We start from the raw sequence: 25,751 nt of genomic DNA, 5'->3' as shown, positions 1-25,751 counted from the left end.
CGGGATCTGGAGGCCGGAATGGTTTTGGCCGGTGCGATGGGCGTGCCCCGCGCTCCGGACTCGGTGCCGGCGGAGAGCTGTGACGAGCCTGGTCCGGGAGAGAACGCGTTTGACGGGTTTGTGGCCGGTCTCGACCGGGATTGGGCGTTTACGGCGCTTCCCGGACAGAGGCCGCCAGAGGGCGACTGGCGGACGTGGCTGATCATGGGCGGGCGCGGATCCGGCAAGACGCGGGCGGGCGCCGAATGGGTGCATGCGCTGGCGTGTGCGGCTGGAGAGCGGTCCGATCTTCGCATCGCGCTCGTGGCGGAAACGCTGGGCGATGCCCGCGAGGTGATGGTGGGCGGTGTGTCCGGCATCTGCCGGATTGCGGCACGGCACTGGCCCGAATTCGAGATTTCACGCAAACGTCTGGTCTGGCCGAACGGCACGGTGGCGCAGATCTTTTCCTCCGAGGATCCGGAAGCCCTGCGAGGGCCGCAGTTTCATTACGCCTGGTGCGACGAGATCGGCAAATGGAAGCATGCGCAGGAAACGTTCGACATGCTGCAGTTCGGCCTGCGGCTGGGACTCGATCCGCGCCAACTGGTGACGACCACGCCGCGACCGGTGCCGGTGCTGAAGCAACTGATTGCCGACCCCGGCACGCGGCTGATCAAGATCTCCACAGCCGGTAACGCCGGCAATCTGGCACCGGGCTTTATCGCGGCGCTGGAGCGACGCTATGGCGGGACGAGACTTGGTCGTCAGGAACTTGGCGGCGAGCTGATCGAGGATCGCGACGACGCGCTGTGGAAGCGCACCGACCTCGAGGCCTGCGTGACGCGCTTTACCGCGGTTCTGCGGCGCATCGTGGTGGCGGTGGATCCGCCCTCGGGATCCGGCGAGAACTCCTGCTGCGGCATCGTCGTGGCGGGTGTCGAGGCAAGCGAAGGTTCGCCTGGTAGGGCGGTGGTGCTGGCCGACTGTTCGGTGACCGGCCATACGCCGGGCGGCTGGGCGAAGGCCGTGGTGAAGGCCTATGCGCGGTTTTCGGCCGACCGCGTCGTGGCCGAGGGCAACCAGGGCGGCGACATGGTGCCGGCGATGCTGAAAAGCATCGACGCCAACCTGCCGGTAACGGTGGTGCATGCATCCCGCGGAAAGTTTGCCCGCGCAGAACCGGTCGCAGCCCTCTACGAGCAGGGACGGGTGGTGCATGCGGGACGGTTTGCGGAGCTGGAGGACCAGATGTGCGATTTCGGTCCCAACGGACTGTCATCGGGACGCTCGCCGGACCGGCTGGATGCGCTGGTCTGGGCGCTGACGGCGCTTGTTTTGGACGGCCAGGGCGAGCCGCGGGTGAGGGGGATTTGAGCCTAGGCCCGGTGTGGCGCTTCTGGTGAACCGCGCAACGAAAAGCGGCCCTGACAGGGCCGCTCAAGCGTTCTATATCTGACAGTTGGCTACTGCCAACAGTTGCAATTCAGCTTTTAGCCGGCACAGCCGGAGCGCTGTCGCGCATCTGCTTCCATTCGGATTCCATGCGCTCGAGGACGTGCTGCGGCACCGATTTCGTGGCGGCTGTCTGGGCGGTCTGCTGCATCATCATGATCTCCGGATTGTGCGCTGCACCATCATGGTGGTGCGCCCCTATGAACGTCGCATGGTTGGATTGGTTCCACATCCTTACTCCGAAGTAAATCGTCACTAACAGACTAAAACGATTTAGTTTTTTCTAAACCGATTGAAACCTTCGAACGCGGTAAAGGGGTAGGATTAACATGGGATACGAGCGCAGTTTTTTCTTCGATCACGTGCGCAGGAACCCGTTCAGCGGGCGGTTGGCAAGTGGTCAGGTGGCCGGGTTGGCTGCTGTTTTGGAGGCATGGGAGGCGCGCAACCCCATCGAAGGCCCCGCGGCGCTTGCCTATGCGCTGGCGACCGCGTTTCACGAGACGGCAGCGACGATGCAGCCGGTGCGCGAAACGCTGGCCAAGACCGATCAGCTTGCGGTGGTGCGGCTGGAAAGCGCTTACAGCGCCGGCCGGCTGCGGACGGTGAAGACGCCGTACTGGCGTTACGATGCCGATGGCCGCACCTGGCTGGGGCGCGGGCTCGTGCAACTGACCCACAGGCGCAACTACCAGAAAATGTCGGCGCTGACAGGGATCGATCTGGTCACGGCACCTCATCGCGCCATGGAGATGGATGTGGCAGTAAAAATCCTGATCGAGGGCATGCGGGCCGGCAGTTTCACCGGCCGCAAGCTCGGCGATTATTTCGGCCCTGGGAAATCGGACTGGGTCGGGGCGCGAAAAATCATCAATGGCAATGACCGGGCGGCGCGGGTGGCGGGGTACGCGAAAGCGTTCGCGGCAGCGCTGCGGGACGATGCGGCGATGGCGGCCTGAACGTCTTCAGAGGGAATTGATCCCGGATCGAGTGAAGGATGAAACGATGAGATTTCCATTCCGGCTTCCTGGGCTTTCCCGCATCGCGCCGCCTCAGGAAACCAAGGCGACGTCGGGGCTATCGTCGGGCTTTGCGATCGTATCTGGCGATGGCGCGGCGCACTGGTCCGGGCGGTCCTATGCGGCTCTGGCAAAGGCCGGGTTCATGAAGAACCCGATCGCCTATCGGGCCATGCGGATGGTGGCCGAAGCTGCCGCCGCCGTGCCGTGGCTCGCCTATCGGGGGACGAGCGAGGCAGCCGATCATCCGGCGCTGGCGCTTCTGGCACGTCCGAACGGCCGCCAGAGCGGGCCGGATTTCTTCGAGGCGCTGTACGGGCATCTGCTTTTGTCCGGCAATGCCTATGTGGAGCCGCTGGCGCTTGGCGGCGACCTGCGGGAACTGCATCTGCTGCGGCCCGACCGGGTGAGCGTCGTCGAGGGGCGCGACGGATGGATTGCGGCCTATGATTATCGCGCCGGGCAGGTGACACGGCGGCTTGCCGTCGATCGTGACGGGCCGGGGCTGCTGCACCTGAAGCTGTTTCACCCGCTCGACGACCATTGTGGCCTGTCGCCGCTGGTGGCGGCTGGCGCAGCGCTCGACCTTTCCAATGCGGCGGCGGGCTGGAACAAGGCGCTGCTCGACAATTCCGCAAGACCGTCCGGCGCGCTGGTCTACCAGCCGAAGGACGGCGGCAATCTTTCCGCGGATCAGTATCAGCGGCTGAAGGACGAACTGGAGGCGGGCTATTCAGGGGCGGTAAATGCCGGCCGGCCGCTGCTTCTGGAAGGCGGGCTGGACTGGAAGGCGATGGGGCTTTCGCCGAAGGACATGGATTTCATCGAGGCGAAGAACGGTGCTGCCCGCGACATTGCGCTGGCGCTCGGCGTGCCGCCAATGCTGATCGGCATTCCCGGTGACAATACCTATGCCAACTACCAGGAGGCCAACCGCGCCCTTTACCGGCTCACGGTGCTGCCGTTGATTGCCCGAACGGCCGCAAGCTTTTCCGCCTGGCTTTCGGATACGCTCGGGGAGGGACTTCGGCTGGAACCGGATCTCGACCGGGTGGCCGGGCTGTCGGCCGAGCGTGAGGCGCTGTGGGCGCGGATCGCCGCTGCAGCCTTCCTGACGGAGGACGAGAAGCGCGAGGCGGTGGGCTATTCGGCGTGATTGCGCGATCGCGGCGCAAGGTGTAATTTGTAATACGGTGTATTACAGATGGAGATCGACATGGCAGACGCCAACTCTGACAAGAAGGCCGAAAAGCCCGTTCTCTCGGACCCGATCACCTTGCGCGTGCCGCAGGACATTCTCGACGATATCGAGAAGATCGCCGAGACATCCGATCGCAGCAGAAGCTGGGTGATTGTCCGGGCGTTGAAATATTATCTGATGGCGGAGGGGAATGACATCCTGCAGATCCGCAAGGGCGAGGAACAAATTGCGCGCGGCGAATTCGTCGATGCGGAGGAGTTCTTCGCGGAGGTGCTCGACGAGAAGAAGAGCGACGCCGCCTGATGCGGATCAGGCTCTCCAAGGATGCGGCGCTCTTTCTGAGAAGCGAGCAGCGGTATCTGGAGCGTTTCAATCCGCGCGCCGCCGAAGCGGTGCTGCGGCAGTTGCGGGGATCGATGCGGCTCTTGCTGGACTATCCGCAAGCCGGGAGCCCGATTGAGGCGCTGGAAGGCCGGCGCCGTTTCGTGTCCGGCGAGTATGTCATCGACTACAGGATGGAGAAGGGGATCGTCTCCGTTTCCCACATTCGACACGGCCGTCAGCTGCCGCCCGATCTTTTAGCGGACGCACCGGCAGACGACGGAAACTGAGAGACTCAACTTCTCACCCCCCTGACTCAACTCGTCAACGCTGTCTCTCAAGCGATTCAGGGGATTGATGAAAACCTGCCAGCCTCATGTGGCGCGTGAAGATGCGCGAGGCCTTGGCGGTTACGGATGAAGATCCGCTTACCGGCTGACACTCTCAACATAACCCAGAAAGTTTAACGATGGCTGACCTTGGGCATGATCCGGGAACGCTCGGCGTGTGGGCTGCGCGGACCGCAGGTGCGGTGGCGGGTGCGGGCGTTTCGCTGGTCTATCTCCTGCCGAAAAGCGGGCACGAGGCGGCGAGCCGGTTTCTGACCGGGGTGGCCTGCGGGCTGATCTTCGGCGGTCCGGCCGGGCTTTGGCTGATGGCACGGCTGGGGATCAGCGGTGAGCTTCCCGAGCCGGAGACCTTGCTGGCGGGATCGGCTGCCGCCAGCCTTTCGGCCTGGTGGGTGCTGGGCGCGCTGTCGCGCTTAGCCGAGCGATACGGGCGCCGCAGGGAGTAAGGCGCTCCCGACTACGAACCTCCTCTGCTGCAAGCGGCCGCCGCCGCGAGCGGATGGGGTGCAGCAATTCCAATGACATTGCAGGAGATCCTGATGCACGCTGACCGCGGGCAACGCCCGCCCATGCGCCCGAATGTGCGCAAATTCGCCAATCTGGAACTGGCCGGCATTGCCGGCGACGGCACGTTTTCCGGTTATGCCAGCGTGTTCGGCGAGGTCGATCTCGGTCGTGACCGGATCGAGCGGGGGGCTTTTCTCTCCTCGCTTGTCGAACGCGGCGCGCCAGGGGTGCGCATGCTCTACCAGCACGACCCGAATGAGCCGATCGGCGCCTGGAAGACGATCCGCGAGGATGGTCGCGGGCTGTTCGTCGAGGGCGTGCTGTCGCCGGGCGTTGCCCGATCGCGGGAAGTGCTGGCGCTGATGAAATCCGGTGCGCTGGACGGGCTCTCGATCGGGTTTCGAACCGTGCGGGCCCGCACCGACGCCAAGACTGGGGTGCGGCGCATTCTCGAGGCGGATCTTTGGGAAATCTCCGTCGTGACCTTTCCGATGCTGCCATCGGCACGGGTGTCCGACGTCAAGCATCAGCGCTTCTTCCGCGACCGCGAGACGGAGCTGGTTCGCCAGATGCGGCGGGCGGCGAAGATGATGTGGAGATCGTCGTTCAGGCAGAACAAGGCTTAATGGAGAAGGACAGGACATGATGACGGAACATGTGCAGGGAAGTGGCGCCGTGGCGCCGGAAGTGAAAGCCGTGCCTGAGACGGTGACGGCGGCGCTCGATGAATTCATGGAAGCGTTCGAGGCGTTCAAGGACGTCAATGACCGAAGGCTTGGCGAGATCGAGCAGAAGCTGACCGCCGACGTGGTGACCCGCGACAAGGTGGATCGCATCAACCGTGCGATGGACGACCAGAAACGGGTGCTGGACCAGCTGGCGCTGAAGAAGGCGCGACCGCCGCTTGGTGGAAGAAGTGGCTACGGCCAGAGTGCCGAGCTTTCGCCTGAGGCGCTGGAGCACAAGGCGGGGTTCGACGCCTATATCCGTCGCGGCGAGGACAGTGGGCTGCGCGAGCTGGAGGCGAAGGCGTTCTCGGTTGGGGTCGGCGCCGATGGCGGCTATCTGGTGCCGCCGGAGACCGACACGGAAATCGGCCGCCGCGTGTCCGTCGTGTCGCCGATGCGGGCGCTCTCGACCGTGCGCACCGTCTCGACCTCCGTCCTGAAGAAACCGTTCTCCACGACGGGGCTGACCACCGGCTGGGTGGCGGAAACGGCGGCGCGGCCGCAGACCAATACGCCGCTTCTGGCCGAACTCGCCTTCCCGACGATGGAACTCTACGCGATGCCGGCCGCCACCCAGGCGCTGCTGGACGACGCGGCTGTGGACATGGAGGCGTGGATCGCCGGCGAGGTGGACATCGTGTTTGCCGAGCAGGAGGGCGATGCCTTCGTGCGCGGTGACGGGGTAAACAAGCCGAAGGGCTTTCTTGCCTATACGGCTGTTGCCGATTCGAGCTGGGCCTGGGGCAGTCTCGGCTATATCGCAACCGGCGTTGCCGGCGGCTGGAAGGCGACTAATCCCTCCGACACGCTGATCGAGGTGATCTACGCGCTCAAGGCCGGTCATCGTCAGAACGGCACGTTCATGATGAACCGCAAGGTGCAGGCCGATATCCGCAAGTTCAAGGATGTCGACGGCAACTACCTGTGGCGGCCGCCGGCAAGTGCGGGCCAGGCCGCCTCGCTGATGGGCTTTCCGATCGCAGAAGCCGAGGAAATGCCTGACATTGCCGCAAGCTCGACGTCGCTTGCCTTCGGAGACTTCCGCTCGGGCTATCTCGTGGTCGATCGGGCCGGCGTGCGCATCCTGCGCGATCCGTATTCCGCCAAACCCTATGTGCTGTTCTACACCACCAAGCGGGTCGGCGGCGGGGTGCAGAACTTCGAGGCGATCAAGCTGGTGCGGTTCGCCGTGAGCTGATCGGCCAAGCCTACCGACGCTTGCCGGAACTGCCCGTCATCCGGCCATCGCCACCTTCTTCCCGCAGCGGCGGGGAGAGGGTGGGGCAGGGCCGGATATCATCTTCGACGAGGATCCCCATGACCTATGCCCAGACCAATCCGCCCCTGGCGGAACCGCTGACGCTTGCCGAGGCAAAGGCGCATCTGCGTCTTGACGGCGCTGATGAGGATGCGCTGATCGGATCGCTGATTGCGACTGCCCGCGAGCATCTGGAGCGTGAGACGGGCCTATGCCTGATGGCGCAGTCCTGGCGGCTCTATCTCGACCGCTGGCCCTGCGACGGCGTGATCCGCATCCTCAAGTCTCCCGTGCAAGCGATTCAGACTGTTACGGTTTACGACGCTGCAGGCACTGCGGTTCATGTGTCGCTTGAAGACCATCTGCTCGACGGCAAGGGGCGACCAGCGCGACTGTGGCTGCGCTCGACGATCGATCCCGGCCAGGTGATGAACGGCATCGAGATCGACTTTTCGGCCGGCTATGGCGAGGCCGGGACCGATGTGCCGGATACGCTGAAGCGGGCGATGTTGATCCATATCGGCCATATGTTCGCCTTCCGCGGCGTGCTGTCGCCGGACCAGCAGCCGGCGGGAATTCCCGATGGCTATGAGCGCCTGATCGCGGCCTTTCGCATGCGGAGGCTGTGATGGTGGTGTTTCTCGATCCGGGCCAGATGACCGCGAGGCTAGAGCTGGAAGCGCCGGTTGCCGTGTCCGACGGTCAGGGCGGGGCGACCGTGACCTGGCAATCTGTGGCGGCCGTTTGGGCGAAGATCGAGCCGGTTTCGTTTGTGGTGACGGAGGCGGCAAGCGCCGAGGTGGGCACGGTCAGTCACCGGATCTGGATAAGGTTTCGAAGCGATGTCGCGGCCGGGCAGAGGCTGACCAAAGGCGCACGCATCTTCCTGCTGAAACTGGTGCGCGACCCTGACGAGACCGGTCGCTATCTGGTCTGCCAATGCGAGGAGCAGGCCCCATGACATCCGCTAACAATGCGCTGATGAAGGCGGTCCATGCGCGGCTGACCGGCGACGCGGCACTGACGGCGCTGGTCGGTCAAGGCGGCGTTCATGACCGACTGCTGCCGAAGCCGAAGCTGCCGGCGATCGCCTTCGGGGAGTGGGAGACGCGCGACTATTCGACCGGCACGGAACCGGGCGAGGCGCATAGCCTGACGATCACCGTCTGGTCGCAGGCCGAAGGGCGTCGGCAGGCGCAGGAGATCGCAAGCCGGGTGGACACGCTGCTGCACGATGCGGCGCTGACGTTGGAAGGGTTTGTGCTGGTGAGCCTGTTGCGAACGGGATCGCGCACCAGGCGCGAGCCGAACACGCGATATCTTCAGGTCGAGCTGCGTTATCGCGCGGTGACCGAGTGAGAGGCCGCCATGCGGTTACTTTGCCGGACGAGATGCATGAGGAAGAGGATGCCGGTAAGCGCGGAGCCGGCGAGAAGCACGGTGACGACGAGAACCGTCAGCGCGCCCGAACGATCGAGAAGTGCTGTGAACACGACGGGGGCGAGCGCATTGGCAAGGTTCTGCGGCATGGACAGCCGTGCGGCCTGGCGGCCATAGTCGCGCGGTGAAAACAGGGCGAGCGGCAGCAGCGCCTTTGCGACCTGCAGGACGGCCGAGCCGATGCCGTAAAGCCCGATGAAGATCCACAGCGTTGCGGTCGACGACGGCAGGACGATGAGGCTGAGAAAGCCGAGGATCATGAAGCTATTGCCGGTCACTGCCGTGATGAACGGGTTGCCGCGCTTGCCGAGCAGCATATCGAAGGCACGCGCCGAAATGCCGATGACGCCACGCGCTGCGGCAAGCTGCAGGGCAAATTCAGGCGTCGCACCGGATTGCCGCAACAGTTCCAGAAGCGACGGCGACACGCCGTAGGATGCGAAGGAGGCAATGGTGGTGGCGGTGGCGACCAGAAGGAAGGCGAGCTTGCCTTGCCGCTTTGTGAAGGCGACCGGCGGCGCATCGACGCCGGCATCTGCCGTATCCCAGGCGATCGGCTTCGGCAGCGCAAAGAGGTAAAGAGGCACGCAGACGAACAGATGCAGGAACGCGCAGACCATCAGCGTGGTGCGCCAGCCGATGAGATCGTTTCCGAGACTGAGCAGCGGCCAGAAGATGGTGGCGGAGAGGCCGGTAAACAGCATCAGGATGGTGATGCTGCGACGGCCCTTCGTGCCTTCACGCTCGACCACGGCCGCATAGGCCGGTGCCGACAGGCAAAAGGCGCCGCCGGCACCGAGCAGGATCCAGGCGACCGCATAAAGCGGCAGGCCGTTCGCAAGCGACAGCACGAGCAACCCGACGCAGAAGAATACGGAACCGGCAGCCAGAACCTTTGCTGCCCCATGGCGCCCGAGCAGCCGTCCCACGAGCGGACCACAAAACGCGCTGGCGAGCATCATCACCGACAGTCCGGCAAACACCATTTCGTTGGCAAGGCCGAGATCGGGCGCGATCGAGCGACCGAGAACGCCGAGACTTTCGAACGTGGTGCCCCAGCCGATGAGTTGCGTGATGGCGAGAACGCCAATGGTCCGGGCGGACCGGAGGGGGGACTTGGTCAATGCGATATCGCGATGGGAAGCGGGCAAGGAAATCTGTCCCGCGGCTGTAGCAGGTCGGCGGCGACGCCGAAAGCATCAATACTTGAAAGCGGTTGGAAAAGGATCGGGACATGGCGGCACAGAAGGGCAAGGACCTTCTCCTGAAGGTGGACAATAGCGGGACGTTTCTGACCGTGGCGGGACTGCGCTCCAGGCGGATCGCCTTCAACGCGGAAACGGTCGACATTACCGATGCCGAAAGCACCGGGCGTTGGCGCGAACTGCTGGGCGGAGCGGGGGTGCAGCGGGCATCGCTGAGCGGTTCGGGCATCTTCAAGGACGGCACAAGCGACGCGCTGGTGCGCAGCATATTCTTTGGCGGCACGATCCCCTCCTGGCAGATCATCATCCCCAGTTTCGCGACGCTCGCGGGGGCGTTCCAGGTGACGGCGCTCGAATATTCCGGCGAGCACAATGGCGAGGTGAGGTTCGAGATTGCACTCGAATCCGCCGGCGTCGTGAGTTTCACAGCATTGTAGGAGCATGAAAGGGGGATTTCATGGGCATGCATGGACGGGCCAACCGCCGCCGCGGCGAGGTGGAGGCCGAAATGGACGGCGAACGGCGGATCCTGTGCCTGACGCTGGGCGCGCTGGCAGAACTGGAAACGGCGTTTGCGGCGAGCGATCTGACGGAGCTCGCGGGACGGTTTTCCTCCGGGCGGATGAAGGCAGCCGACATGATCCGCATCATCGGGGCGGGCCTTCGCGGCGGCGGCAACCTGATTACCGACGACGAGGCGGCGGCGATGAGCGTCGATGGCGGGATCCTCTCCTGCGCGCGGATCGTCGGCGAGTTGCTGAGTGCTGCCTTCGGAACGGATGATGGCACGTCACCCGCAAACCCCTAATGGCCGCAGCGGGCGGGAAGGCGCAAGGGTTTGAGCCTTTTCCATGGGACGCGGCGATGCATGCCGGTCTCTGCCTGCTGCGGCTTTCCGCACCGCAATTCTGGGCGCTGACGCCACGGGAGCTGTTTGCCGCAACCGGTGGTCTGATCAAACGCACAACGTCGATCGAGCGAGCTGGGCTGGAGACGCTGATGCGGGCTTTTCCGGATGGCTAGTTCGCCCCGCGCCTCATGACATGTGACCAACCGAGGCGACCGGGTGCAGTCCTTGATCGTTGACTAGATCAATACTTTGATCGACGTAGTTCACGACCGTCCCGGCAGGTAGCCTGATCTTCAGGGTTCTTTCGGTCAGATCCTCGCCGGAGAAGATCGCTACCTTGAAGGTGATGTAGTTTCCGCGCTTTCTCGCCAGGGCGCGCGGAGCCGACTTGAGATCGAAGGCGCATCGGAACTCGACCGCGCCGGGCGTTGTCTGACGATCTATCCAGCCAGGGATGGCAACGAAATACTGCAGTTTGCCCGCCTCGACGCTGGGTGTGAGCTCCCTGATTGAGCCATCCCCGTTCTTGCGAACGAATTTCACGCTGCCCATCGGCATGTTGCGAAACCCGACCGTCGCCTGCACCTCGACGATGTTGAAGTTTCGTCTGTTCCAGTTGATGACTCTGATCCAGTCATACTGTTGGTCGTCACGCATGACGACGCGCTCGATCGTCGGAGGCGCATCGCCCAGCATGAAGGCAGTCTGCCGGCGCTGTTGCGAAAGCTGGCCATGTGCCAGAAAGGTTCCGATGATGGCAGCCACCAGAGCTGCCCAACCGCTGGTCGCGCTTGCCCAGTCCTGAGCGGTGCATCTGGTCTGCTCGCACAGGGCGAAAGTGAGTACCGGGAGGTGGATGCTGCCGTAAACCATGACCCAGGCTGCAGCCGGTAAGACAGCTAGAAACAGAATGATCCATCCGAGATTTTTGCGGAACCATGTTCGATCGATCAGCATTCGGCCTCCTCCATCTTAAGGTGCAAATAGTATTAATTGCAATCTAGCATTGTTCCTGCCCGCCGCAAGGTGTTTGGTCGGCGAAATTTGAACGGGAGCTGAGGCTGTGGATCCAGATGACGAGACGTTTGGTGCGGCCGTGACGGGGGCTGAAGCCTTGTCCGGCGTGATGGCGGATCTTGAGGCGCGTTCGGACCGGTTCGGCCGGGCTTTGGCCAGTGCGCTGAGCACGGCGACGACCGGGGGCAAGGGGCTGGACGACGTGCTGAAAGGCCTCGGCAACCGGCTGGCGGATATTTCGCTCTCGGCAGGGCTGAAGCCGCTCGAAAGCCTGCTGGGCAATGCGGTGAGCGGGCTGATCGGTTCGGTGACGCCGTTTGCCGATGGCGGTGTCGTGCGGGCGCCGACCTTCTTTCCCATGGGTGGCGGCACCGGTCTGATGGGCGAGGCGGGGGCCGAGGCGATCCTGCCGCTACGGCGCGGCGCGGACGGGGCGCTCGGCGTGGCGTCAGCTGGCGGCGGCGGGGGAGCGCAGGTGGTGTTCAACGTGACGGCGACCGATGCGGCGAGTTTTCGCAAGAGCGAGGGCCAGATTTCGGCCATGCTGGCACGCAGCGTTTCGCGCGGAAACAGAGGATTGTGAGGGGCATCGATGAGCGGATTTCATGAAGTGCGCTTTCCCCTGCGGGTGGCGCTTGGGGCAAGCGGCGGGCCTGTGCGCCGGACCGATATCGTCAACCTGTCCAATGGACGCGAAAGCCGCAACCAGCGCTGGCGCGATTCGCGGCGAAGCTATGAGGCCGGATCCGGGGTGAAATCGGTTGCCGATCTCTATGCGGTTCTGGAATTCTTCGAGGCGCGCGGCGGCCAGCTCTACGGTTTTCGGTTTCGCGATCCCGTCGACTGGAAATCCTGCGGTCCGGGCCAGGCGATCTCGGCAAGCGACCAGCAGATCGGGGTCGGCGATGGGGCGACCTCCGCGTTCTCGCTGACAAAAACCTATGCGGATGCGGCCGGCGGCTGGGAGCGACGGATCACCAAGCCTGTGGCGGGAACGGTGGTCGTGTCGGTCGGCGGCGTGGCGAAGGCAGCGACGTCCTTCACCGTCGATACGACGACCGGCATCGTGACCTTTGCGGAAGGGCAGGTGCCTACGGCCGGCCAGATCGTGCGGGCCGGGTTCGAATTCGACGTGGCCGTGCGCTTCGATACCGACCGGATCGAGATCAATCTGGCGCATTTCGACGCCGGGCGTATCCCGGCCATTCCATTGACGGAGGTGCTGGCATGAGGGCGATCCCGGCGGGTCTTGCCGCCCATCTGATCGGCGAGGCGACCACGATCTGTTATTGCTGGCGGGTGACGCGACGTGACGCGGTGGTGCTTGGGTTTACCGAGCATGACCGCGATCTGGTATTCGACGGCACGACATTTCTGGCGGCGAGCGGTTTTGCGGCAAGCGAGGCAGAACAGGCGCTCGGCATGGCAGCCAGCGCGGAAGAGGTGGAAGGCGGCCTCTCCAGCGCTGCGATCGACGAGGCGGATCTTGCAAGCGGGCGCTATGACGGCGCGCGGGTTGAGCTGTTCGTGGTCAACTGGGCGGATCCGGCTCAGCATATGCTGCTCAATATCCGCGAGATCGGCGAAGTTTCGCGATCGGGCGGGGCTTTCAGGGCGGAGTTGCGCAGCCTTGCGCATCGGCTGGGCCAGCCGCAGGGCCGTGTCTATGGCAGGCGCTGCGACGCGAGCCTTGGCGATACCCGTTGCCGGGTCGACCTCTCGGCCTGGCGCGGGAATGGCGTGGTGGATGCGGTCGTTGATAAAAGCCGCATCGTCGTGTCGGGTCTGTTCGGTTTTGCGGAGGGATTTTTCGGGCGTGGTATCGCGGAATTTCCCGGCGGGTCGCAGGTGGATGTCGAGCTTCACGAGCGACGCGCAGACGGCAAGGCGGTGCTGACATTCTGGTTGCCGCTGGAGCAGACGGTCGTTCCCGGGCAGGCGGTGACGCTGACGGCCGGTTGCGACAAGACGGTTTCGATGTGCCGGGGGCGGTTTGCGAACATCCTCAATTTCCGCGGCTTTCCGCATGTGCCGGGCGCAGATTTCGCCTATTCCTACGTGGATGGCGAGCGGCTGCATGATGGCGGAGCGCTGTTCGAATGAGCGGCGCAGGAGAGCGGATCGTCGCGGTGGCTGAGAGCTGGATCGGCACGCCCTATCGGCATCAGGGCGCAACGCGTAGCATCGGCTGCGATTGCATCGGCCTGATCCGCGGCATCTGGCGGGAGCTCTACGGCGAGGAGCCGGAACCGGTGGGGCCTTATGCGCCCGATTGGGCGGAACGGGGCGGCGAGGACCGGATGGCGGAGGCTGGCATCCGGTTGTTTGGACCGGCGCTTCACCTTGGTCAGATGCAACCGGGCGATCTGCTGCTGTTTCGCTGGCGACCGGACACGAGGGTGAAGCATGCGGGCATATTCGTCGGGCCGTCCCATTTCATTCATGCCTACGAGCAGGTGGCGGTGACGCGCTCGGTTCTGGTGCCCTCCTGGCGCCGCAAAATCGCTGCCGTGCACCGGTTTCCGCCGGCAAGGGATGGTTGAAAGTTGGCGAGGATCCGCGTATGATCATGGAGTGATGGATGGGGCTGTCACCCCACCCATCGGTTTGCTTATTTTGTGAAATTGATCCGGACGGTCATTGACCAGCCCGTCCGGGTCACCCTCACGATAAGCGTCATGCCAATTGGCCAAAGCCTCATGACATCACCTCCATGGTTGGAAACAAGGCTCCCTGCCTGAGCTGGCGGAGCCCATCTCCGCCAATGCGCCGGCTGGCGCGGCGCGTGCTGCATTCTGCTTCCAAACGCCGATACGTTATCACAATTTTAGCGGGTATCTAGGTGATGGATGAGCGGGGATCTGCCACTCATCCGGCTGGCGTCGGCGAATGTGCATCTGCCCCTCATCCGCCTGCCGGCACCTTCTCCCCGCTTGCGGGGAGAAGGACGAAAGCTGCTTGCTCCAGCCTAATCGAGGCACGTTCCCTCTCCCCGCGAGCGGGGAGAGGGTTAGGGTGAGGGGCAGCCACCTCCATCCCGCAATCCGATAGATCCACAGCATGAGCGCGCATCCAGGTCACGACTGGGTCGGCGTGAGGGGTTTCCATGGCGACGATCCTGTTTCAGGCGGCGGGTGCGGCACTTGGTGGGGTGTTCGGTCCTGTCGGGGCGATCCTTGGGCGGGCGGCGGGGGCGTTGGCGGGGAGCGTCGTTGATCGGGCATTGCTTGGCGGCTCCTCGACCGTCTCGGGTGCGAGGCTTGCGACGGCGCGTATTCCGGGGGCGGACGAAGGGGCGGCGGTCAGCCGGCTGTATGGTACCGCGAGGATCGGGGGCACGCTGATCTGGGCGACGCGGTTCGAGGAGGAGGCGACGCGGGAGCGGAGCGGCGCCAAGGCGACGGGCGGGTCTCAGACGGAAACGTTTCAGTATTTCGCCAACTTCGCCGTCGGGCTCTGCGAGCGTCCGATCGCCTGCGTGCGGCGCGTCTGGGCCGATGGCCAGGAATTGGACCTGACGGCGATCGAGATGCGGGTGCATGTGGGCGACGAGACGCAGTTGCCGGATCCGCTGATCGAGGCGAAGCAGGGGGAAGGAAAGGCGCCGGCCTATCGCGGGCTTGCCTATGTCGTGTTCGACCGGTTGCCGCTCGAAGCGTTTGGCAACCGCATTCCGCTGCTGCAGTTCGAGGTGGTGCGGCCGGTCGGGACACTGGAGCGGCAGATCCGGGCGGTGACGATCATTCCCGGTGCGACGGAGCATGGCTATCACACGGTCCAGGTGACCGAGAAGACGGCGGAAGGCAGCGCCCGCATTCTCAACCGAAACACGATGGTGGCTGAGACGGACTGGCAGGCTTCGCTCGACGAATTGCAGGCGCTTTGCCCCAATATCGAGAGTGTGGCGCTGGTCGTTGCCTGGTTCGGGACGGATCTGCGCGCCGGGCAATGCCGCATTCTGCCGGGCGTCGAGGTCGAGACGCGGCGCGACGAAAGCACGCCATGGTCGGTTGCAGGCGTGGTCAGGAGCGCGGCGCATCGCGTCAGTTCGTCGGGAGGCGGGCCGGCCTATGGCGGCACGCCTGGGGATGCGAGCGTGCTGGCGGCGATTGCCGATCTCAAGGCGCGCGGGCTGAAGGTGTTTCTCTATCCGTTCGTGATGATGGACATCGCGCCGGGCAATGGTCTGGCCGATCCCTATGGCAAGGCGGAGCAGGCAAGCTACCCGTGGCGCGGGCGGATCACCTGTCATCCGGCAGCGGGATTGGCTGGAAGTGCCGACAGGACGGCTCTTGCGAGGACGCAGGTCGAGGCTTTTGCCAGCGGGGCGGAAGGCTATCGGCGGATGGTGCTGCACTATGCGGGGCTCTCCAATACGGCCGGTGGCGTCGAGGGGCTGGTGATCGGATCGGAACTGCGGGGGCTGACGCAGATCCGGGATCAGAGCGGCAAGTTTCCGTTTGTCGAGGCGCTGGTGTCGCTGGCAGCGGATGTGCGGGCGCTTGTCGGACCGGCGACGGCGTTGACCTATGGCGCCGACTGGAGCGAATATTTCGGCTACCACTCGCAGGATGGTTCCGGCGATGTGTTGTTCCATCTCGATCCGCTCTGGGCGTCGCCTCATATCGATGCGGTCGGGATCGACAATTACATGCCGCTCGCCGACTGGCGCGACGAGGATCTGGCAGCGGCAAATCCGGATGGGTTCCGGTCCTGCGAGGACCGGGCGGCGATGGCGGCGCAGATTGCGGCGGGTGAGGGCTTCGACTGGTATTATGCAAGCGAGGCCGACCGGGCGAACCGACTGCGCTCGCCGATCAGCGACGGGCTGGCGGGCAAGCCCTGGGTGTTTCGCGCCAAGGATATCCAGGGCTGGTGGAGCAACCGTCACTATAACCGGGTGGGCGGCGTGGAGAGTGCGGAAGCGACGGCCTGGTTGCCCGCTATGAAGCCGACCTGGTTTACCGAACTGGGCTGCCCGGCTGTCGACAAGGGCGCCAACCAGCCGAATGTGTTTGTCGATCCGAAATCGGTGGAAAGCAGCCTGCCGTATTTCTCGTCCGGCGGGCGCTCCGACAGCCAGCAGCGACGGTTTCTTGAAGCGCATCATGGCTGGTGGCAGGGCGATGCGGCACCCGCCGGCATGGTCGATCCGGATCATGTGTTCGTCTGGACGTGGGATGTGCGGCCGTCTCCGGCGTTTCCCGACGACCTGACGATCTGGAGCGACGGCGAGAACTGGCGCACGGGGCATTGGCTGAACGGCAGGCTGGGAGGCACGACGCTTGCCGATGCGATTGCGGCGATCCTGACCGATCACGGTTTTGACGATTTCGACGTGTCCGGCGTGAGCGGCGATCTGACCGGCTACGTGCAGGCCGACGTGACTTCGGCGCGCTCGCTGCTGGAGCCTCTGCTGAGCGTGTTCCAGATCGACGTCAGCGAGGATGCGGGACGCTTGCGGTTCCGATCACGGCAGGGCGCGAGCCTTGCTGCACGCGAGATTGGGGTTATGGCGGAGGTCGAGGGCGAACCGCTCTGGTCGGAAAGCCGGGGGCACGACAGCGATTTTCCGGCGGAAGCGGTGCTCGGCTTCTACAATCCGGTTCTGGACTACGAGCAGGCGAGCGCAAGGTCGCGCCGCGCCACGGCTGAAAGCGAGCGGGTGGCGAGCTACGACCTGCCGGCGACGCTGTGCGAGGAAGCGGCGCTCGGAGCAGTGGAATCGGTGCTGCGGGCGCAGCGCGTGGCACGGCGCTCGATCTCCTTCACACTGCCGCCGAAGGATCTGGCGCTTGAGCCCGGCGATGCGGTGCACCTGACTGATGGTCCTGACGGTATGTTCGTCGTCCAGCGAGTTGAGGACGGGGCGGTGCGGCGGATCGAGGCGCAGAGCCATGCGCCGCTTCCGCCTGGCCGGTATGACGCGGTGACGACGCGGCGCGACAGCGGGCGTTCGGCGAGCGACGCCTTTGCGCCGGTCCTCCATTTCCTCGACCTGCCGCACCTGACCTCCTCTGATGATGAAGGGTTTGCGGCGGTGGCAGCCTATTGCAGGCCCTGGCGGCGGATCGCGGTTTCGTCTTCGGCAACGACCGATGGATATCGCCGGCGGGTGACGGTCGATCGCCCAGCAAGGCTCGGCTTGCTGGTTTCGGCGCTCGATCCCGGTGTAACGGGACGGTTCGACCGCTCAAAAGTGCTCGATCTCGACCTTTATTTCGGCGGTCTCTCGTCGGCGCAGACGCTGGCGGTGTTGAGCGGCGACAACCGGCTAGCCATCCGCGCGTCAAACGGCATCTGGGAGATCGTCGGGTTTGCCGAGGCGCAGGAGATCGCGGCGGGGCGATGGCGGCTGTCCGGATTGCTGCGGGGACTGGCGGGAACCGAGGATGCGATGGCGGCCGGGAGCGCTGTCGGTGCGGCCTGCGTGGTGCTGGACGATGCCGTGAAGCCGCTCGGGCTGACCGGTGACGAGCAGGGACGGAGGCTGAATTTCCTGGCCGAAAGCCTGGGCGCCGTCGGAGGCCGATCCGGACCGCATGTGTTTGCCGGTGGAGAAAGGGCGCAGACGCCGCTTTCGCCGGTGCATATCCGCGGTGTCCGGTTGGCCGATGGCGCTGCCCAGTTCCGCTGGATCCGGCGCGGGCGCGTCGATGCCGACGGCTGGGACGGGCGCGATATTCCGCGAGACGAGCCGGACGAAGGCTACCGCGTCGAGATCCTCGGGACCAGTGACGTCGTGGTGCGGCGGGTGGATGTCGAGGCTCCGCTGTTCCTTTATCCGGCGAGCGACGAGCTTGCCGATTTCGGCTCTCAGCAGCCGAGCCTCACCCTGCGCATCCGCCAGATCGGGCAAGCCGTGCCGCTCGGCATTGCTGCGCTTGCGACGATCGAGTTCTGACAGCCGAGTTTGAGTGCCGATTTTTGCGTGCCGATTTCTGACAATATCGTGATGGGAGACAGCTATGGACGGGACAAAAGCCTGGTATCAATCGAAGACGATCTGGGGCGCGCTGATTGCCGTTGCCGCCCCGCTTGCGCATGTGGCGGGAGTGGAGATTAACGCTGATGCGCAAGGGGAGCTTGCCGACATTCTGGTCACCTTTGCCGGTGCTTTCGGCGGGTTGCTGGCGCTCTACGGGCGGATCGTCGCGAGCGCGCCGATCCATCCGACGGGCAAGGGATGACGGCGCCACGAGGGTCAGCATTACAGACCATTCATTTGCCATTCAGTTGGTATTGGATACATACTCCATCGAATGCTTTGGACATGATTTCGGGGACGTGATTCAAGACCGTGATCCCGGGGCGTGACACCTGTCGTCTTATGAGTGGAAACCGAAAGCCATGGCGCGACTGCCGATCATTGCGATCATCGCCGCGACAATAGCGGGATTGGCGGCCTTTGTGCCGGCAAACGCGCCGGCGCGCGACTATCTGATCCTGGTTGCAGGCGACTGCGGCACGGCGGCGAACAAGGTCTTGCGCGACACGGGAGGTCAGCTTTTGTCCGCCCAGCCATCCTCGGACGGACAGACCTGCATCGTCACCGTCCTGGTGCAGGGCAATGGCGAACGTCCGCGCAAGGTGACGGTCCGGGTTCCCATGTAGGCCGGTTGCCTGTAAACCGGCTTGTAAGCTTCATACCGCGGCGGGGCCCGCAGTGATTTTCAGGACAGTTTCATGCGTATTCTCGTGGTCGAAGACGACGTCAACCTCAACCGCCAGCTTTCCGACGCGTTGAAGGAATCCGGCTATGTGGTCGATCAGGCCTTCGACGGCGAAGAAGGGCACTATCTCGGCGAGACCGAGCCCTACGACGCTGTTATCCTCGATATCGGACTGCCGCAGATGGACGGCATCACCGTTGTCGAGAAGTGGCGTGAGGCGGGCAAGGGCATGCCGGTGCTGATGCTGACGGCGCGTGACCGGTGGAGCGACAAGGTGTCGGGTATCGATGCCGGCGCCGACGACTACGTTGCCAAACCCTTCCATGTGGAAGAAGTGCTTGCGCGCGTGCGTGCGCTTATCCGGCGTGCTGCGGGGCATTCGTCGTCCGAGATCATCTGCGGTCCGGTTCGTCTCGATACCAAGGCATCGAAGGCAAGCGTCGATGGTATCCAGCTGAAGCTGACCTCGCACGAGTTCCGGCTTCTCTCCTATCTGATGCATCACATGGGCCAGGTCGTTTCGCGCACCGAGCTTGTCGAGCACATGTACGACCAGGATTTCGACCGCGACTCCAATACGATCGAAGTGTTTGTCGGGCGCCTGCGCAAGAAGATTGGCGTCGACCTGATCGAAACCGTGCGGGGCCTCGGCTACCGCATGCAAGCGCCCAACGATGCGCATTAAGCGGATAGGGCCCCGATCGCTCACCGCTCGCGTTCTGCTTCTCGCGACCACGTGGTCTGCCGTGGCGCTGGTGGTGATCTCGATCGTCATTTCGCAGCTCTACCGCCAGTCCGCCGAACGCTCGTTTACCGACCTTTTGCGCGCGCAGCTCTATAACGTCATCAATTCCGTGACGATCGGCGAAGACAACAAGCTGATCGGCAACCCCCAACTGGGCGACCTGCGTTTCTCGCAGCCGGAGACCGGATGGTACTGGATCATCGAACCGCTCGGCACGTTTGCCGCGACGGCGATCTCGTCCTCGTCGCTCGGGACCTCCAACATCACAGTGCCGTCGATCCTGCAGGCGCCGTTCAACAATCGCTACGAACGCTTCTATCCGACCCGCGACGCCTTCGGGAACCATGTTCTTGTGGCGGAAACCGAGGTGGTTCTGGACGGCGAGGGACGCGCGGCGCGGTTTCGCGTCTCGGGCAATCTCGATGCCGTGGAAGACGATATCCGCAGCTTTTCGCGCAGCCTCTATATCGCGCTCGGCGTGTTCGGGATCGGCAGCCTGATCGTCAACGGCCTCGCCATCCTCTACGGATTGCAGCCGCTTGATGCGGCGCGCCGCTCGCTGGAGCGGGTGAGGCGCAGTGAGGCGGAGCATCTGGAGGGAGAATTTCCGCGTGAAATCATGCCCTTGGCAAACGATATCAATGCACTGATCGAAAGCAACCGCCGCATCGTCGAGCGGGCCCGGATGCAGGTCGGCAACCTCGCGCATTCGCTGAAGACGCCGATCGCGGTTCTGCTCAACGAATCGCGCATGCTCGACAAGGTCCAGTCCGATCTCGTCCGCTCGCAGGCCGAGACAATGCAGGCGCAGGTGCAATCCTATCTGAACCGGGCCCGGATCGCCGCACAGCGCAACTCGCTTCTGGCGCGCACGGATATCGAGCCGGTGCTGGAGCGGCTGGTGCGGGTCATGCGCCGCCTCAACCCCGACAAGGAATTCCACCTTTCCGTCTATCCGCCGGGCGCAGCGCTTGCGCTGGAGCAGCAGGATGTCGAGGAGACGATCGGAAACCTGTTGGAAAACTCCGCACGGTTCTGTCGCACCGGCGTCTGGGTGACGGCAGCGCTTGCAACAGCGCCACCGGAAAAGGCAGAAGGAGAGGCGGCCAAGCGTCCCTGGATCGAGATGGCCGTCGAAGACGACGGGCCGGGTCTCAATCCCGACCAGATCACCGAAGCGGTCAAGCGCGGCAGGCGGCTGGACGAGAGCAAGCCGGGCGCCGGGCTGGGACTGTCGATTGTAAGCGAGATCGTCAGCGAATATCAGGGCGAGCTGGAGATGACGCGCGGGGTGCGCGGTGGCCTTCGGACCCAGTTGCTGCTGCCGGGCATGATCAAGGAAGTCGCCGGCTGAGCACAAGGCCGGTTGAGGGAAGAAAACTGTGGCCGATGGGCAACGACGCCGCACTTGCTTCCGACGGTTCTGGACGGACGGATCGCCTGCTATATCTTGTCTACAGCCAATGCAACATCATGCCGTGACGACACGGCGACAACAAGAACTGCGCACAAATAGGAGAGGCGACAATCGCAGCATTTCAGTTCCGACCCAATAGCGTCATAATGGCGCCAAGCCGGAAACCGAATGATGCCGGTTCCGATCCTGAAAACGAAACGAGCGCGGTTCCCGACACGATGCGGTTGTCACATCTCCTCACTGCAGCAACATTCATGACGATTGCCGGCCTGCTGGCAGGGTGCAACACCAGTTCCACCGCGGCGGGTGCCCCGAAAGGCTTGCTGTCGCAACGGCCGTCAAGTTCGGCTGCCTATATCACGGCGCTGCAGGGCGGGATCGTCGGGCGGACCGGCGCCGAGCTCTCCAGCAGCGACCGGACGCGGGCGCTTGAGGCAGAATACCGCGCGCTTGAAGGCAGCGCTGTGGGGCAGACGATCAAGTGGAAGGGTGACGATGCGAGCGGCGAGGTGATTGCCAATGCGCCGTTCCAGGTCGGTTCGCAGAACTGCCGCCAGTATCGCCACACCGTCACGGTCGCCGGCAAGGAACTGATGTCGCGGGGGGCAGCCTGCCGCAACGCCAGCGGCACATGGACGCCGTTGACCTGACAATCCCGATCAGACGCGGAAAATAAAAAACCGTTGCCGATGCTGTCGGGAGCGGTCTCCATCTTTGCTGCTAGGGGAACGCTTGCCGGCTGCGCCAATACCCGTCAAATTCGCGTCAACGCGCGCTAGACCACTGGCCGGCCATTGGAAAGCGTCACCGATTGCGGTATTGGGCGATATGTATTTGTGGATCGTTCTTGCGCTGCTGACGGCTGCCGTCGCAGTGGCCCTTCTCCTGCCGTTTGCGCGCAGCGCTTCGGCGGCTGCTTCCGGCGTATCGAATTCCACGAGAGCGAGCGAGGTCGAAGTTTATCGCGATCAGCTGCGGGAAATCGACCGGGACCGCGAGGGCGGGTTGATCAGCGGCGAAGAGGCAGAGAACGCCCGTGCCGAGGTCGGGCGTCGGTTGATTTCCGCGGCGGCTGAAAACGATGCGGACAAGAACGGCGGCACCGGTGCGGGCAAGCACCGGATCGCCACGGCACTCGTCACCGTCGTGCCGCCGGCATTGGGGCTCTGTCTTTACTTGAGCCTCGGAAATCCCGGCATCCCGGACCAGCCGTTACAGGCGCGTCTTGAAAACCCCGGCAACAATATCGCGCTGCTCGTCACCAAGGTGGAGCGGCACCTGGCCGAAAATCCGACCGATGGTGCGGGCTGGGATATTCTGGCGCCGATCTATCTGCGGTTGGACCGGGCTGGTGACGCCGAACTTGCCTATCGCAATGCGATCCGGTTCATCGGTCCGAGCAACGCCCGCTATTCGGGCCTTGGCGAAACGCTGGTCGTTGCCAATGACGGGATCGTCACCGAAGCGGCGCGCCAGGCATTCGAACAGGCGGTGAAACTCGATCCGGCTGACCCGCGCTCGCGCTTTTATGCAGCACTCGGGCTTGAGCAGGGCGGGAGGAAGGACGAGGCACGCGCGGCCTTCGAGGAGCTTGCGAGCGCAACCCCTGCCGATGCGCCGTGGAAGGGACTGCTCAACGAACATATCGTCAAGAACGGCGGGACGCCTGTGGCGGCAATGCCGGCGGCCCCTTCGCTCGGTGGGCCGACACAGGAAGATGTTGCGGCAGCGCAGGACTTGTCGCAGGGTGATCGCAAAGCGATGATTGCCGGCATGGTCGACAGTCTCGCCGCAAAGCTCAAGGATGAGCCCGACAATATCGAGGGCTGGCTGCGGCTGGTACGCTCCTACGCGGTGCTGGGCGACGAGGCGAAGGCCCGCGACGCACTTTCGACCGGACTGGCGCAGTTTCCGCCTGACGGCAATGACGGCAAGCGTCTGCTGGCGCTTGGCAAGGATATCGGGCTCGATGCTGATGCATCGCCGGCGCCGGGAGGAGCAAGACCATGACACGCAAGCAGAAACGCATGGCGGTGATCCTCGGCGGCATGAGCTTCGTCACGATTGCGGTGCTGCTGGTCATGTTCGCCTTCTCGCAGTCGGTCGCGTATTTCTTCATGCCGGGCGATCTGGCCAAGACCGATATTAAGCCTGGAACACGCATTAGGCTCGGCGGGCTGGTGGAAGAGGGATCGGTCAAGCGCGGCCAGGGATCGACGGTGAGCTTTACCGTGACTGATGGTAATGGCAAGGTCGATGTCAGCTATACCGGCATTCTGCCCGACCTGTTTCGCGAGGGGCAGGGCGTGGTGACCGAAGGCGTGTTCGACGGCGGCACCCGGTTTACCGCCGACAGCGTGCTGGCCAAGCATGACGAGAACTACATGCCGAAGGAAGTGGCCGACCGTCTGAAGAAGGACGGTGTCTGGGAAGACGGGACCGGCAAGGGCATGGCGCCGAAAAAGGATGCGGCTCAGCCTGAAGCCAAAATCGACGGCAAGCCGCAGGTGATGCTGCAGATGCCGGGAACGTCCGGCGAGGGAGTGACCAGACAATGATCGTCGAGATCGGCCATTACGCGCTGGTTCTGGCGCTTGCCACCGCGCTGATTGTGTCCACCCTGCCGATGATCGGTGCCAGGCGTCGCGACCCCGCGATGATGGCGCTGGCAACGACCGGGTCGCTGACGCTGTTCGCTCTGGTGGTCATCTCGTTTGCGGCACTGACCTGGGCCTACATGGTGTCGGATTTTTCGATCAAGAACGTCTGGGAAAACTCCCATTCGATGATGCCGATGCTCTACAAATTCTCCGGCGTCTGGGGCAATCACGAAGGATCGATGCTGCTCTGGCTGCTGATTCTCGCCTTGTTTTCGGCGCTGGTGGCAGGGTTCGGCGGCAATCTGCCGGATACGCTGAAAGCCAATGTTCTGGCCGTGCAGGCCTGGATCTCCTCGGCCTTCTTGCTGTTCATCCTGCTCTCGTCCAACCCGTTTCTGAGGCTCGACCCCGCACCTGCGGAAGGGCAGGACCTCAACCCGGTTTTGCAGGATCTCGGCCTCGCCATCCATCCGCCGCTGCTCTACCTCGGCTATGTCGGCTTTTCCGTCTGCTTTTCGTTTGCCGTCGCGGCGCTGATCGAGGGGCGTATCGATGCCGCCTGGGCGCGCTGGGTGCGGCCGTGGACGCTGGCGGCCTGGACATTCCTTACCGCCGGCATCGCGATGGGCTCCTACTGGGCTTATTACGAACTCGGCTGGGGCGGCTGGTGGTTCTGGGATCCGGTCGAGAACGCTTCCTTCATGCCGTGGCTTGCGGGCACCGCAATGCTGCATTCGGCACTGGTGATGGAAAAGCGTGAGGCGCTGAAGATCTGGACGGTGCTTCTGGCGATCATGACCTTTTCGCTGTCGCTGCTTGGAACCTTCCTGGTGCGGTCGGGCGTGCTGACCTCGGTGCATTCGTTTGCGTCCGACCCGACCCGCGGCATCTTCATTCTCTGCATCCTTGCGGTATTTATCGGTGGTGCGTTTTCGCTGTTTGCCTGGCGGGCGCCGAGCCTGAAGGCGGGCGGACTGTTTGCGCCGATCTCGCGCGAGGGCGCGCTGGTGCTGAACAACCTGATCCTGACCGTGGCAACTGCCACTGTTCTGACCGGCACGCTCTACCCGCTGGTGCTGGAGACGCTGACCGGCGAAAAGATCTCCGTCGGCGCACCTTTCTTCAACATGACCTTCGGGTTACTGATGCTGCCGCTTCTGATCGCCGTGCCGTTCGGCCCGGTGCTGGCCTGGAAGCGCGGAGATCTGCTGGGCGCTCTGCAGCGGCTCTACGTGTTTGCCGGACTGTCGCTCGCGGCCGGTCTCGCCTTCGCGTATTTCCAGGGCGGAGGGCCGGTCCTGTCGATCTTCGGGCTGGCGCTCGGTTTCTGGGGCATGTTCGGCGCGATCGCCGATCTCTGGTATCGCGGCAATTTCGGCAAGGTCGGCTTCGCGACAGGCCTTCGACGCGTGAGGGGCCTGCCGCGTTCGGCGTTCGGAACGGCACTCGCGCATTTCGGGATGGGCGTCACCGTGCTCGGGATTTTTGCGGCGACGACATTCGGCACCGAAACGGTGGTTGAGATGAAGCAGGGCCAGACGGCCGAGGCCGGTGGCTATTCGCTGACCTTCGACGGGTTCCGCGATGCCGTCGGGCCGAACTTCACCGAAAGCCGCGGGCATTTCACGGCCCGCAAGGGCGGGGCTGCAGTCGCCGACGTCTGGTCCTCGAAGCGGCTCTACACGGCGCGGCGCATGCCGACGACTGAGGCCGGTATTCTCACCTTCGGTCTCAGCCAGCTCTATGTGTCGCTCGGCGACCCCATGGATAGCGGCGGGATTGTCGTGCGGATCTGGTGGAAGCCGTTCATCCTGTGCATCTGGGGCGGATGCCTGATCATGATGGTGGGCGGGTTCGTTTCGCTGTCCGATCGCCGGTTGCGGGTCGGCGCGCCGGCCAAGCGGCCGAAGGTGGTGACGCCGAAGGGTGGGCTGGAGCCGGCGGAATGATGCGTTTTCTGGCAAGAGTGCCCCTCACCCTAGCCCT

30 protein-coding genes are annotated in these 25,751 nt (G+C 64.0%); 27 read left to right on the top strand and 3 right to left on the bottom strand.

Annotated elements, in window-relative coordinates:
* The first annotated feature begins 18 nt into the window (after nucleotides 1-18).
* A complete protein-coding gene (locus tag IFT59_RS11040; protein ID WP_249407526.1) occupies nucleotides 19-1,356 on the top strand; it encodes a DNA-packaging protein in 1,338 nt (445 codons plus the stop codon).
* Between the two features lie 109 nt (nucleotides 1,357-1,465).
* Here the strand turns inward: IFT59_RS11040 and IFT59_RS11035 are convergent, their stop codons facing one another.
* Entirely contained in the window at nucleotides 1,466-1,666 is a 201-nt protein-coding gene (locus IFT59_RS11035) for a hypothetical protein (protein ID WP_062453459.1), read from the bottom strand.
* A gap of 97 nt (nucleotides 1,667-1,763) precedes the next feature.
* Here IFT59_RS11035 and IFT59_RS11030 point away from each other — a divergent pair, with 97 nt between their 5' ends.
* From IFT59_RS11030 to IFT59_RS10985, 10 genes are all read left to right on the top strand, one after another.
* On the top strand, nucleotides 1,764-2,393 hold the full coding sequence (locus IFT59_RS11030; protein WP_197978041.1) for a hypothetical protein: 630 nt from the start codon (nucleotides 1,764-1,766) through the stop codon (nucleotides 2,391-2,393).
* Nucleotides 2,394-2,439: 46 nt separating this feature from the next.
* Nucleotides 2,440-3,609, top strand: coding sequence for a phage portal protein (locus IFT59_RS11025; protein ID WP_192086832.1), 1,170 nt, complete (start codon nucleotides 2,440-2,442; stop codon nucleotides 3,607-3,609).
* Between the two features lie 60 nt (nucleotides 3,610-3,669).
* Nucleotides 3,670-3,957, top strand: coding sequence for a CopG family ribbon-helix-helix protein (locus tag IFT59_RS11020; protein WP_184654789.1), 288 nt, complete (start codon nucleotides 3,670-3,672; stop codon nucleotides 3,955-3,957).
* Nucleotides 3,957-4,265 (top strand): type II toxin-antitoxin system RelE/ParE family toxin, encoded by a 309-nt coding sequence (locus IFT59_RS11015; RefSeq protein ID WP_113111204.1) that lies wholly within the window; start codon nucleotides 3,957-3,959, stop codon nucleotides 4,263-4,265. Before IFT59_RS11020 ends, IFT59_RS11015 begins: the two co-directional genes overlap by 1 nt.
* 179 nt (nucleotides 4,266-4,444) lie before the next feature.
* A complete protein-coding gene (locus tag IFT59_RS11010) occupies nucleotides 4,445-4,771 on the top strand; it encodes a DUF6107 family protein (protein ID WP_062453454.1) in 327 nt (108 codons plus the stop codon).
* Nucleotides 4,772-4,864: 93 nt separating this feature from the next.
* Entirely contained in the window at nucleotides 4,865-5,458 is a 594-nt protein-coding gene (locus IFT59_RS11005; protein WP_192086831.1) for an HK97 family phage prohead protease, read from the top strand.
* Between the two features lie 16 nt (nucleotides 5,459-5,474).
* On the top strand, nucleotides 5,475-6,758 hold the full coding sequence (locus tag IFT59_RS11000) for a phage major capsid protein (protein WP_249407525.1): 1,284 nt from the start codon (nucleotides 5,475-5,477) through the stop codon (nucleotides 6,756-6,758).
* A 119-nt stretch (nucleotides 6,759-6,877) separates the two neighbouring features.
* Entirely contained in the window at nucleotides 6,878-7,447 is a 570-nt protein-coding gene (locus tag IFT59_RS10995; protein WP_192086830.1) for a head-tail connector protein, read from the top strand.
* A complete protein-coding gene (locus IFT59_RS10990; RefSeq protein ID WP_197978040.1) occupies nucleotides 7,447-7,779 on the top strand; it encodes a phage head closure protein in 333 nt (110 codons plus the stop codon). The genes IFT59_RS10995 and IFT59_RS10990 overlap by 1 nt, the downstream gene beginning before the upstream one ends.
* The gene (locus tag IFT59_RS10985) at nucleotides 7,776-8,177 is read left to right on the top strand and encodes a DUF3168 domain-containing protein (protein WP_192086828.1); all 402 of its coding nucleotides are present in this window, start codon (nucleotides 7,776-7,778) and stop codon (nucleotides 8,175-8,177) included. Before IFT59_RS10990 ends, IFT59_RS10985 begins: the two co-directional genes overlap by 4 nt.
* Here the strand turns inward: IFT59_RS10985 and IFT59_RS10980 are convergent.
* Entirely contained in the window at nucleotides 8,156-9,382 is a 1,227-nt protein-coding gene (locus IFT59_RS10980; RefSeq protein ID WP_192086827.1) for an MFS transporter, read from the bottom strand. The genes IFT59_RS10985 and IFT59_RS10980 overlap by 22 nt on opposite strands.
* A 110-nt stretch (nucleotides 9,383-9,492) precedes the next feature.
* On the opposite strand from IFT59_RS10980, the gene IFT59_RS10975 reads away from it, so the two are divergent.
* The 3 genes from IFT59_RS10975 to IFT59_RS10965 are packed head-to-tail and all read left to right on the top strand — an operon-like array spanning nucleotide 9,493 to nucleotide 10,486.
* Entirely contained in the window at nucleotides 9,493-9,900 is a 408-nt protein-coding gene (locus IFT59_RS10975) for a phage major tail protein, TP901-1 family (RefSeq protein WP_192086826.1), read from the top strand.
* Nucleotides 9,901-9,920: 20 nt separating this feature from the next.
* Entirely contained in the window at nucleotides 9,921-10,271 is a 351-nt protein-coding gene (locus IFT59_RS10970; protein ID WP_446737815.1) for a gene transfer agent family protein, read from the top strand.
* The gene (locus IFT59_RS10965) at nucleotides 10,271-10,486 is read left to right on the top strand and encodes a rcc01693 family protein (protein WP_192086825.1); all 216 of its coding nucleotides are present in this window, start codon (nucleotides 10,271-10,273) and stop codon (nucleotides 10,484-10,486) included. The genes IFT59_RS10970 and IFT59_RS10965 overlap by 1 nt, the downstream gene beginning before the upstream one ends.
* 13 nt (nucleotides 10,487-10,499) lie before the next feature.
* Here the strand turns inward: IFT59_RS10965 and IFT59_RS10960 are convergent, their stop codons facing one another.
* Nucleotides 10,500-11,270: a hypothetical protein gene (locus tag IFT59_RS10960; RefSeq protein ID WP_113111197.1), complete on the bottom strand. Its 771-nt coding sequence runs from the start codon at nucleotides 11,268-11,270 to the stop codon at nucleotides 10,500-10,502.
* Between the two features lie 169 nt (nucleotides 11,271-11,439).
* Here IFT59_RS10960 and IFT59_RS10955 point away from each other — a divergent pair, with 169 nt between their 5' ends.
* From IFT59_RS10955 to IFT59_RS10895, 13 genes are all read left to right on the top strand, one after another.
* Nucleotides 11,440-11,913 carry a phage tail tape measure protein gene (locus IFT59_RS10955; RefSeq protein WP_192087145.1) on the top strand — a complete coding sequence of 158 codons (474 nt, stop codon included), beginning with the start codon at nucleotides 11,440-11,442 and terminating at the stop codon, nucleotides 11,911-11,913.
* Between the two features lie 9 nt (nucleotides 11,914-11,922).
* On the top strand, nucleotides 11,923-12,561 hold the full coding sequence (locus tag IFT59_RS10950) for a DUF2460 domain-containing protein (RefSeq protein ID WP_192086824.1): 639 nt from the start codon (nucleotides 11,923-11,925) through the stop codon (nucleotides 12,559-12,561).
* Complete coding sequence (locus tag IFT59_RS10945; RefSeq protein ID WP_192086823.1) at nucleotides 12,558-13,433, top strand: DUF2163 domain-containing protein; 876 nt, start codon at nucleotides 12,558-12,560, stop codon at nucleotides 13,431-13,433. The genes IFT59_RS10950 and IFT59_RS10945 overlap by 4 nt, the downstream gene beginning before the upstream one ends.
* A complete protein-coding gene (locus tag IFT59_RS10940; protein ID WP_192086822.1) occupies nucleotides 13,430-13,873 on the top strand; it encodes an NlpC/P60 family protein in 444 nt (147 codons plus the stop codon). The genes IFT59_RS10945 and IFT59_RS10940 overlap by 4 nt, the downstream gene beginning before the upstream one ends.
* A 563-nt stretch (nucleotides 13,874-14,436) precedes the next feature.
* Nucleotides 14,437-18,234: a baseplate multidomain protein megatron gene (locus IFT59_RS10935; RefSeq protein WP_192086821.1), complete on the top strand. Its 3,798-nt coding sequence runs from the start codon at nucleotides 14,437-14,439 to the stop codon at nucleotides 18,232-18,234.
* A gap of 64 nt (nucleotides 18,235-18,298) precedes the next feature.
* Nucleotides 18,299-18,520 (top strand): hypothetical protein, encoded by a 222-nt coding sequence (locus tag IFT59_RS10930; RefSeq protein ID WP_062453440.1) that lies wholly within the window; start codon nucleotides 18,299-18,301, stop codon nucleotides 18,518-18,520.
* A gap of 160 nt (nucleotides 18,521-18,680) precedes the next feature.
* A complete protein-coding gene (locus tag IFT59_RS10925) occupies nucleotides 18,681-18,944 on the top strand; it encodes a hypothetical protein (protein WP_062579714.1) in 264 nt (87 codons plus the stop codon).
* Nucleotides 18,945-19,016: 72 nt separating this feature from the next.
* Nucleotides 19,017-19,688, top strand: coding sequence for a response regulator transcription factor (locus tag IFT59_RS10920; RefSeq protein ID WP_062453438.1), 672 nt, complete (start codon nucleotides 19,017-19,019; stop codon nucleotides 19,686-19,688).
* Nucleotides 19,678-21,102, top strand: coding sequence for a sensor histidine kinase (locus tag IFT59_RS10915; protein ID WP_062453437.1), 1,425 nt, complete (start codon nucleotides 19,678-19,680; stop codon nucleotides 21,100-21,102). Before IFT59_RS10920 ends, IFT59_RS10915 begins: the two co-directional genes overlap by 11 nt.
* Nucleotides 21,103-21,419: 317 nt before the next feature.
* Nucleotides 21,420-21,815 (top strand): hypothetical protein, encoded by a 396-nt coding sequence (locus IFT59_RS10910; protein ID WP_430256330.1) that lies wholly within the window; start codon nucleotides 21,420-21,422, stop codon nucleotides 21,813-21,815.
* Nucleotides 21,816-21,993: 178 nt separating this feature from the next.
* Complete coding sequence (ccmI, locus tag IFT59_RS10905) at nucleotides 21,994-23,175, top strand: c-type cytochrome biogenesis protein CcmI (protein WP_192086820.1); 1,182 nt, start codon at nucleotides 21,994-21,996, stop codon at nucleotides 23,173-23,175.
* A complete protein-coding gene (ccmE, locus tag IFT59_RS10900) occupies nucleotides 23,172-23,723 on the top strand; it encodes a cytochrome c maturation protein CcmE (protein ID WP_192086819.1) in 552 nt (183 codons plus the stop codon). The genes ccmI and ccmE overlap by 4 nt, the downstream gene beginning before the upstream one ends.
* Nucleotides 23,720-25,714: a heme lyase CcmF/NrfE family subunit gene (locus IFT59_RS10895; protein ID WP_192086818.1), complete on the top strand. Its 1,995-nt coding sequence runs from the start codon at nucleotides 23,720-23,722 to the stop codon at nucleotides 25,712-25,714. Before ccmE ends, IFT59_RS10895 begins: the two co-directional genes overlap by 4 nt.
* Nucleotides 25,715-25,751 lie beyond the last annotated feature (37 nt).

Source organism: Rhizobium sp. CFBP 8752 (assembly GCF_014842035.1).
Lineage (GTDB): Bacteria > Pseudomonadota > Alphaproteobacteria > Rhizobiales > Rhizobiaceae > Neorhizobium > Neorhizobium soli.
The sequence above is the reverse complement of the archived record's forward strand: the minus strand, read 5'-3'. Positions and strand labels throughout refer to the sequence as shown.

What these genes read in the sequence shown, in the direction of transcription:
- IFT59_RS10960 (WP_113111197.1), bottom strand. Translation starts at nt 11,270, where the DNA reads ATGCTGATCGATCGAACATGGTTCCGCAAAAATCTCGGATGGATCATT.
- IFT59_RS10970 (WP_446737815.1), top strand. Translation starts at nt 9,921, where the DNA reads ATGGGCATGCATGGACGGGCCAACCGCCGCCGCGGCGAGGTGGAGGCC.
- IFT59_RS10930 (WP_062453440.1), top strand. Translation starts at nt 18,299, where the DNA reads ATGGACGGGACAAAAGCCTGGTATCAATCGAAGACGATCTGGGGCGCG.
- IFT59_RS10945 (WP_192086823.1), top strand. Translation starts at nt 12,558, where the DNA reads ATGAGGGCGATCCCGGCGGGTCTTGCCGCCCATCTGATCGGCGAGGCG.
- IFT59_RS10920 (WP_062453438.1), top strand. Translation starts at nt 19,017, where the DNA reads ATGCGTATTCTCGTGGTCGAAGACGACGTCAACCTCAACCGCCAGCTT.
- IFT59_RS10995 (WP_192086830.1), top strand. Translation starts at nt 6,878, where the DNA reads ATGACCTATGCCCAGACCAATCCGCCCCTGGCGGAACCGCTGACGCTT.
- IFT59_RS11020 (WP_184654789.1), top strand. Translation starts at nt 3,670, where the DNA reads ATGGCAGACGCCAACTCTGACAAGAAGGCCGAAAAGCCCGTTCTCTCG.
- IFT59_RS11025 (WP_192086832.1), top strand. Translation starts at nt 2,440, where the DNA reads ATGAGATTTCCATTCCGGCTTCCTGGGCTTTCCCGCATCGCGCCGCCT.
- IFT59_RS10965 (WP_192086825.1), top strand. Translation starts at nt 10,271, where the DNA reads ATGGCCGCAGCGGGCGGGAAGGCGCAAGGGTTTGAGCCTTTTCCATGG.
- IFT59_RS10985 (WP_192086828.1), top strand. Translation starts at nt 7,776, where the DNA reads ATGACATCCGCTAACAATGCGCTGATGAAGGCGGTCCATGCGCGGCTG.
- IFT59_RS10935 (WP_192086821.1), top strand. Translation starts at nt 14,437, where the DNA reads ATGGCGACGATCCTGTTTCAGGCGGCGGGTGCGGCACTTGGTGGGGTG.
- IFT59_RS11010 (WP_062453454.1), top strand. Translation starts at nt 4,445, where the DNA reads ATGGCTGACCTTGGGCATGATCCGGGAACGCTCGGCGTGTGGGCTGCG.
- ccmE (WP_192086819.1), top strand. Translation starts at nt 23,172, where the DNA reads ATGACACGCAAGCAGAAACGCATGGCGGTGATCCTCGGCGGCATGAGC.
- IFT59_RS10925 (WP_062579714.1), top strand. Translation starts at nt 18,681, where the DNA reads ATGGCGCGACTGCCGATCATTGCGATCATCGCCGCGACAATAGCGGGA.
- IFT59_RS10895 (WP_192086818.1), top strand. Translation starts at nt 23,720, where the DNA reads ATGATCGTCGAGATCGGCCATTACGCGCTGGTTCTGGCGCTTGCCACC.
- ccmI (WP_192086820.1), top strand. Translation starts at nt 21,994, where the DNA reads ATGTATTTGTGGATCGTTCTTGCGCTGCTGACGGCTGCCGTCGCAGTG.
- IFT59_RS11040 (WP_249407526.1), top strand. Translation starts at nt 19, where the DNA reads ATGGTTTTGGCCGGTGCGATGGGCGTGCCCCGCGCTCCGGACTCGGTG.
- IFT59_RS11000 (WP_249407525.1), top strand. Translation starts at nt 5,475, where the DNA reads ATGATGACGGAACATGTGCAGGGAAGTGGCGCCGTGGCGCCGGAAGTG.
- IFT59_RS11015 (WP_113111204.1), top strand. Translation starts at nt 3,957, where the DNA reads ATGCGGATCAGGCTCTCCAAGGATGCGGCGCTCTTTCTGAGAAGCGAG.
- IFT59_RS10975 (WP_192086826.1), top strand. Translation starts at nt 9,493, where the DNA reads ATGGCGGCACAGAAGGGCAAGGACCTTCTCCTGAAGGTGGACAATAGC.
- IFT59_RS10915 (WP_062453437.1), top strand. Translation starts at nt 19,678, where the DNA reads ATGCGCATTAAGCGGATAGGGCCCCGATCGCTCACCGCTCGCGTTCTG.
- IFT59_RS10940 (WP_192086822.1), top strand. Translation starts at nt 13,430, where the DNA reads ATGAGCGGCGCAGGAGAGCGGATCGTCGCGGTGGCTGAGAGCTGGATC.
- IFT59_RS10990 (WP_197978040.1), top strand. Translation starts at nt 7,447, where the DNA reads ATGGTGGTGTTTCTCGATCCGGGCCAGATGACCGCGAGGCTAGAGCTG.
- IFT59_RS10950 (WP_192086824.1), top strand. Translation starts at nt 11,923, where the DNA reads ATGAGCGGATTTCATGAAGTGCGCTTTCCCCTGCGGGTGGCGCTTGGG.
- IFT59_RS11035 (WP_062453459.1), bottom strand. Translation starts at nt 1,666, where the DNA reads ATGTGGAACCAATCCAACCATGCGACGTTCATAGGGGCGCACCACCAT.
- IFT59_RS10955 (WP_192087145.1), top strand. Translation starts at nt 11,440, where the DNA reads ATGGCGGATCTTGAGGCGCGTTCGGACCGGTTCGGCCGGGCTTTGGCC.
- IFT59_RS11005 (WP_192086831.1), top strand. Translation starts at nt 4,865, where the DNA reads ATGCACGCTGACCGCGGGCAACGCCCGCCCATGCGCCCGAATGTGCGC.
- IFT59_RS10910 (WP_430256330.1), top strand. Translation starts at nt 21,420, where the DNA reads ATGACGATTGCCGGCCTGCTGGCAGGGTGCAACACCAGTTCCACCGCG.
- IFT59_RS11030 (WP_197978041.1), top strand. Translation starts at nt 1,764, where the DNA reads ATGGGATACGAGCGCAGTTTTTTCTTCGATCACGTGCGCAGGAACCCG.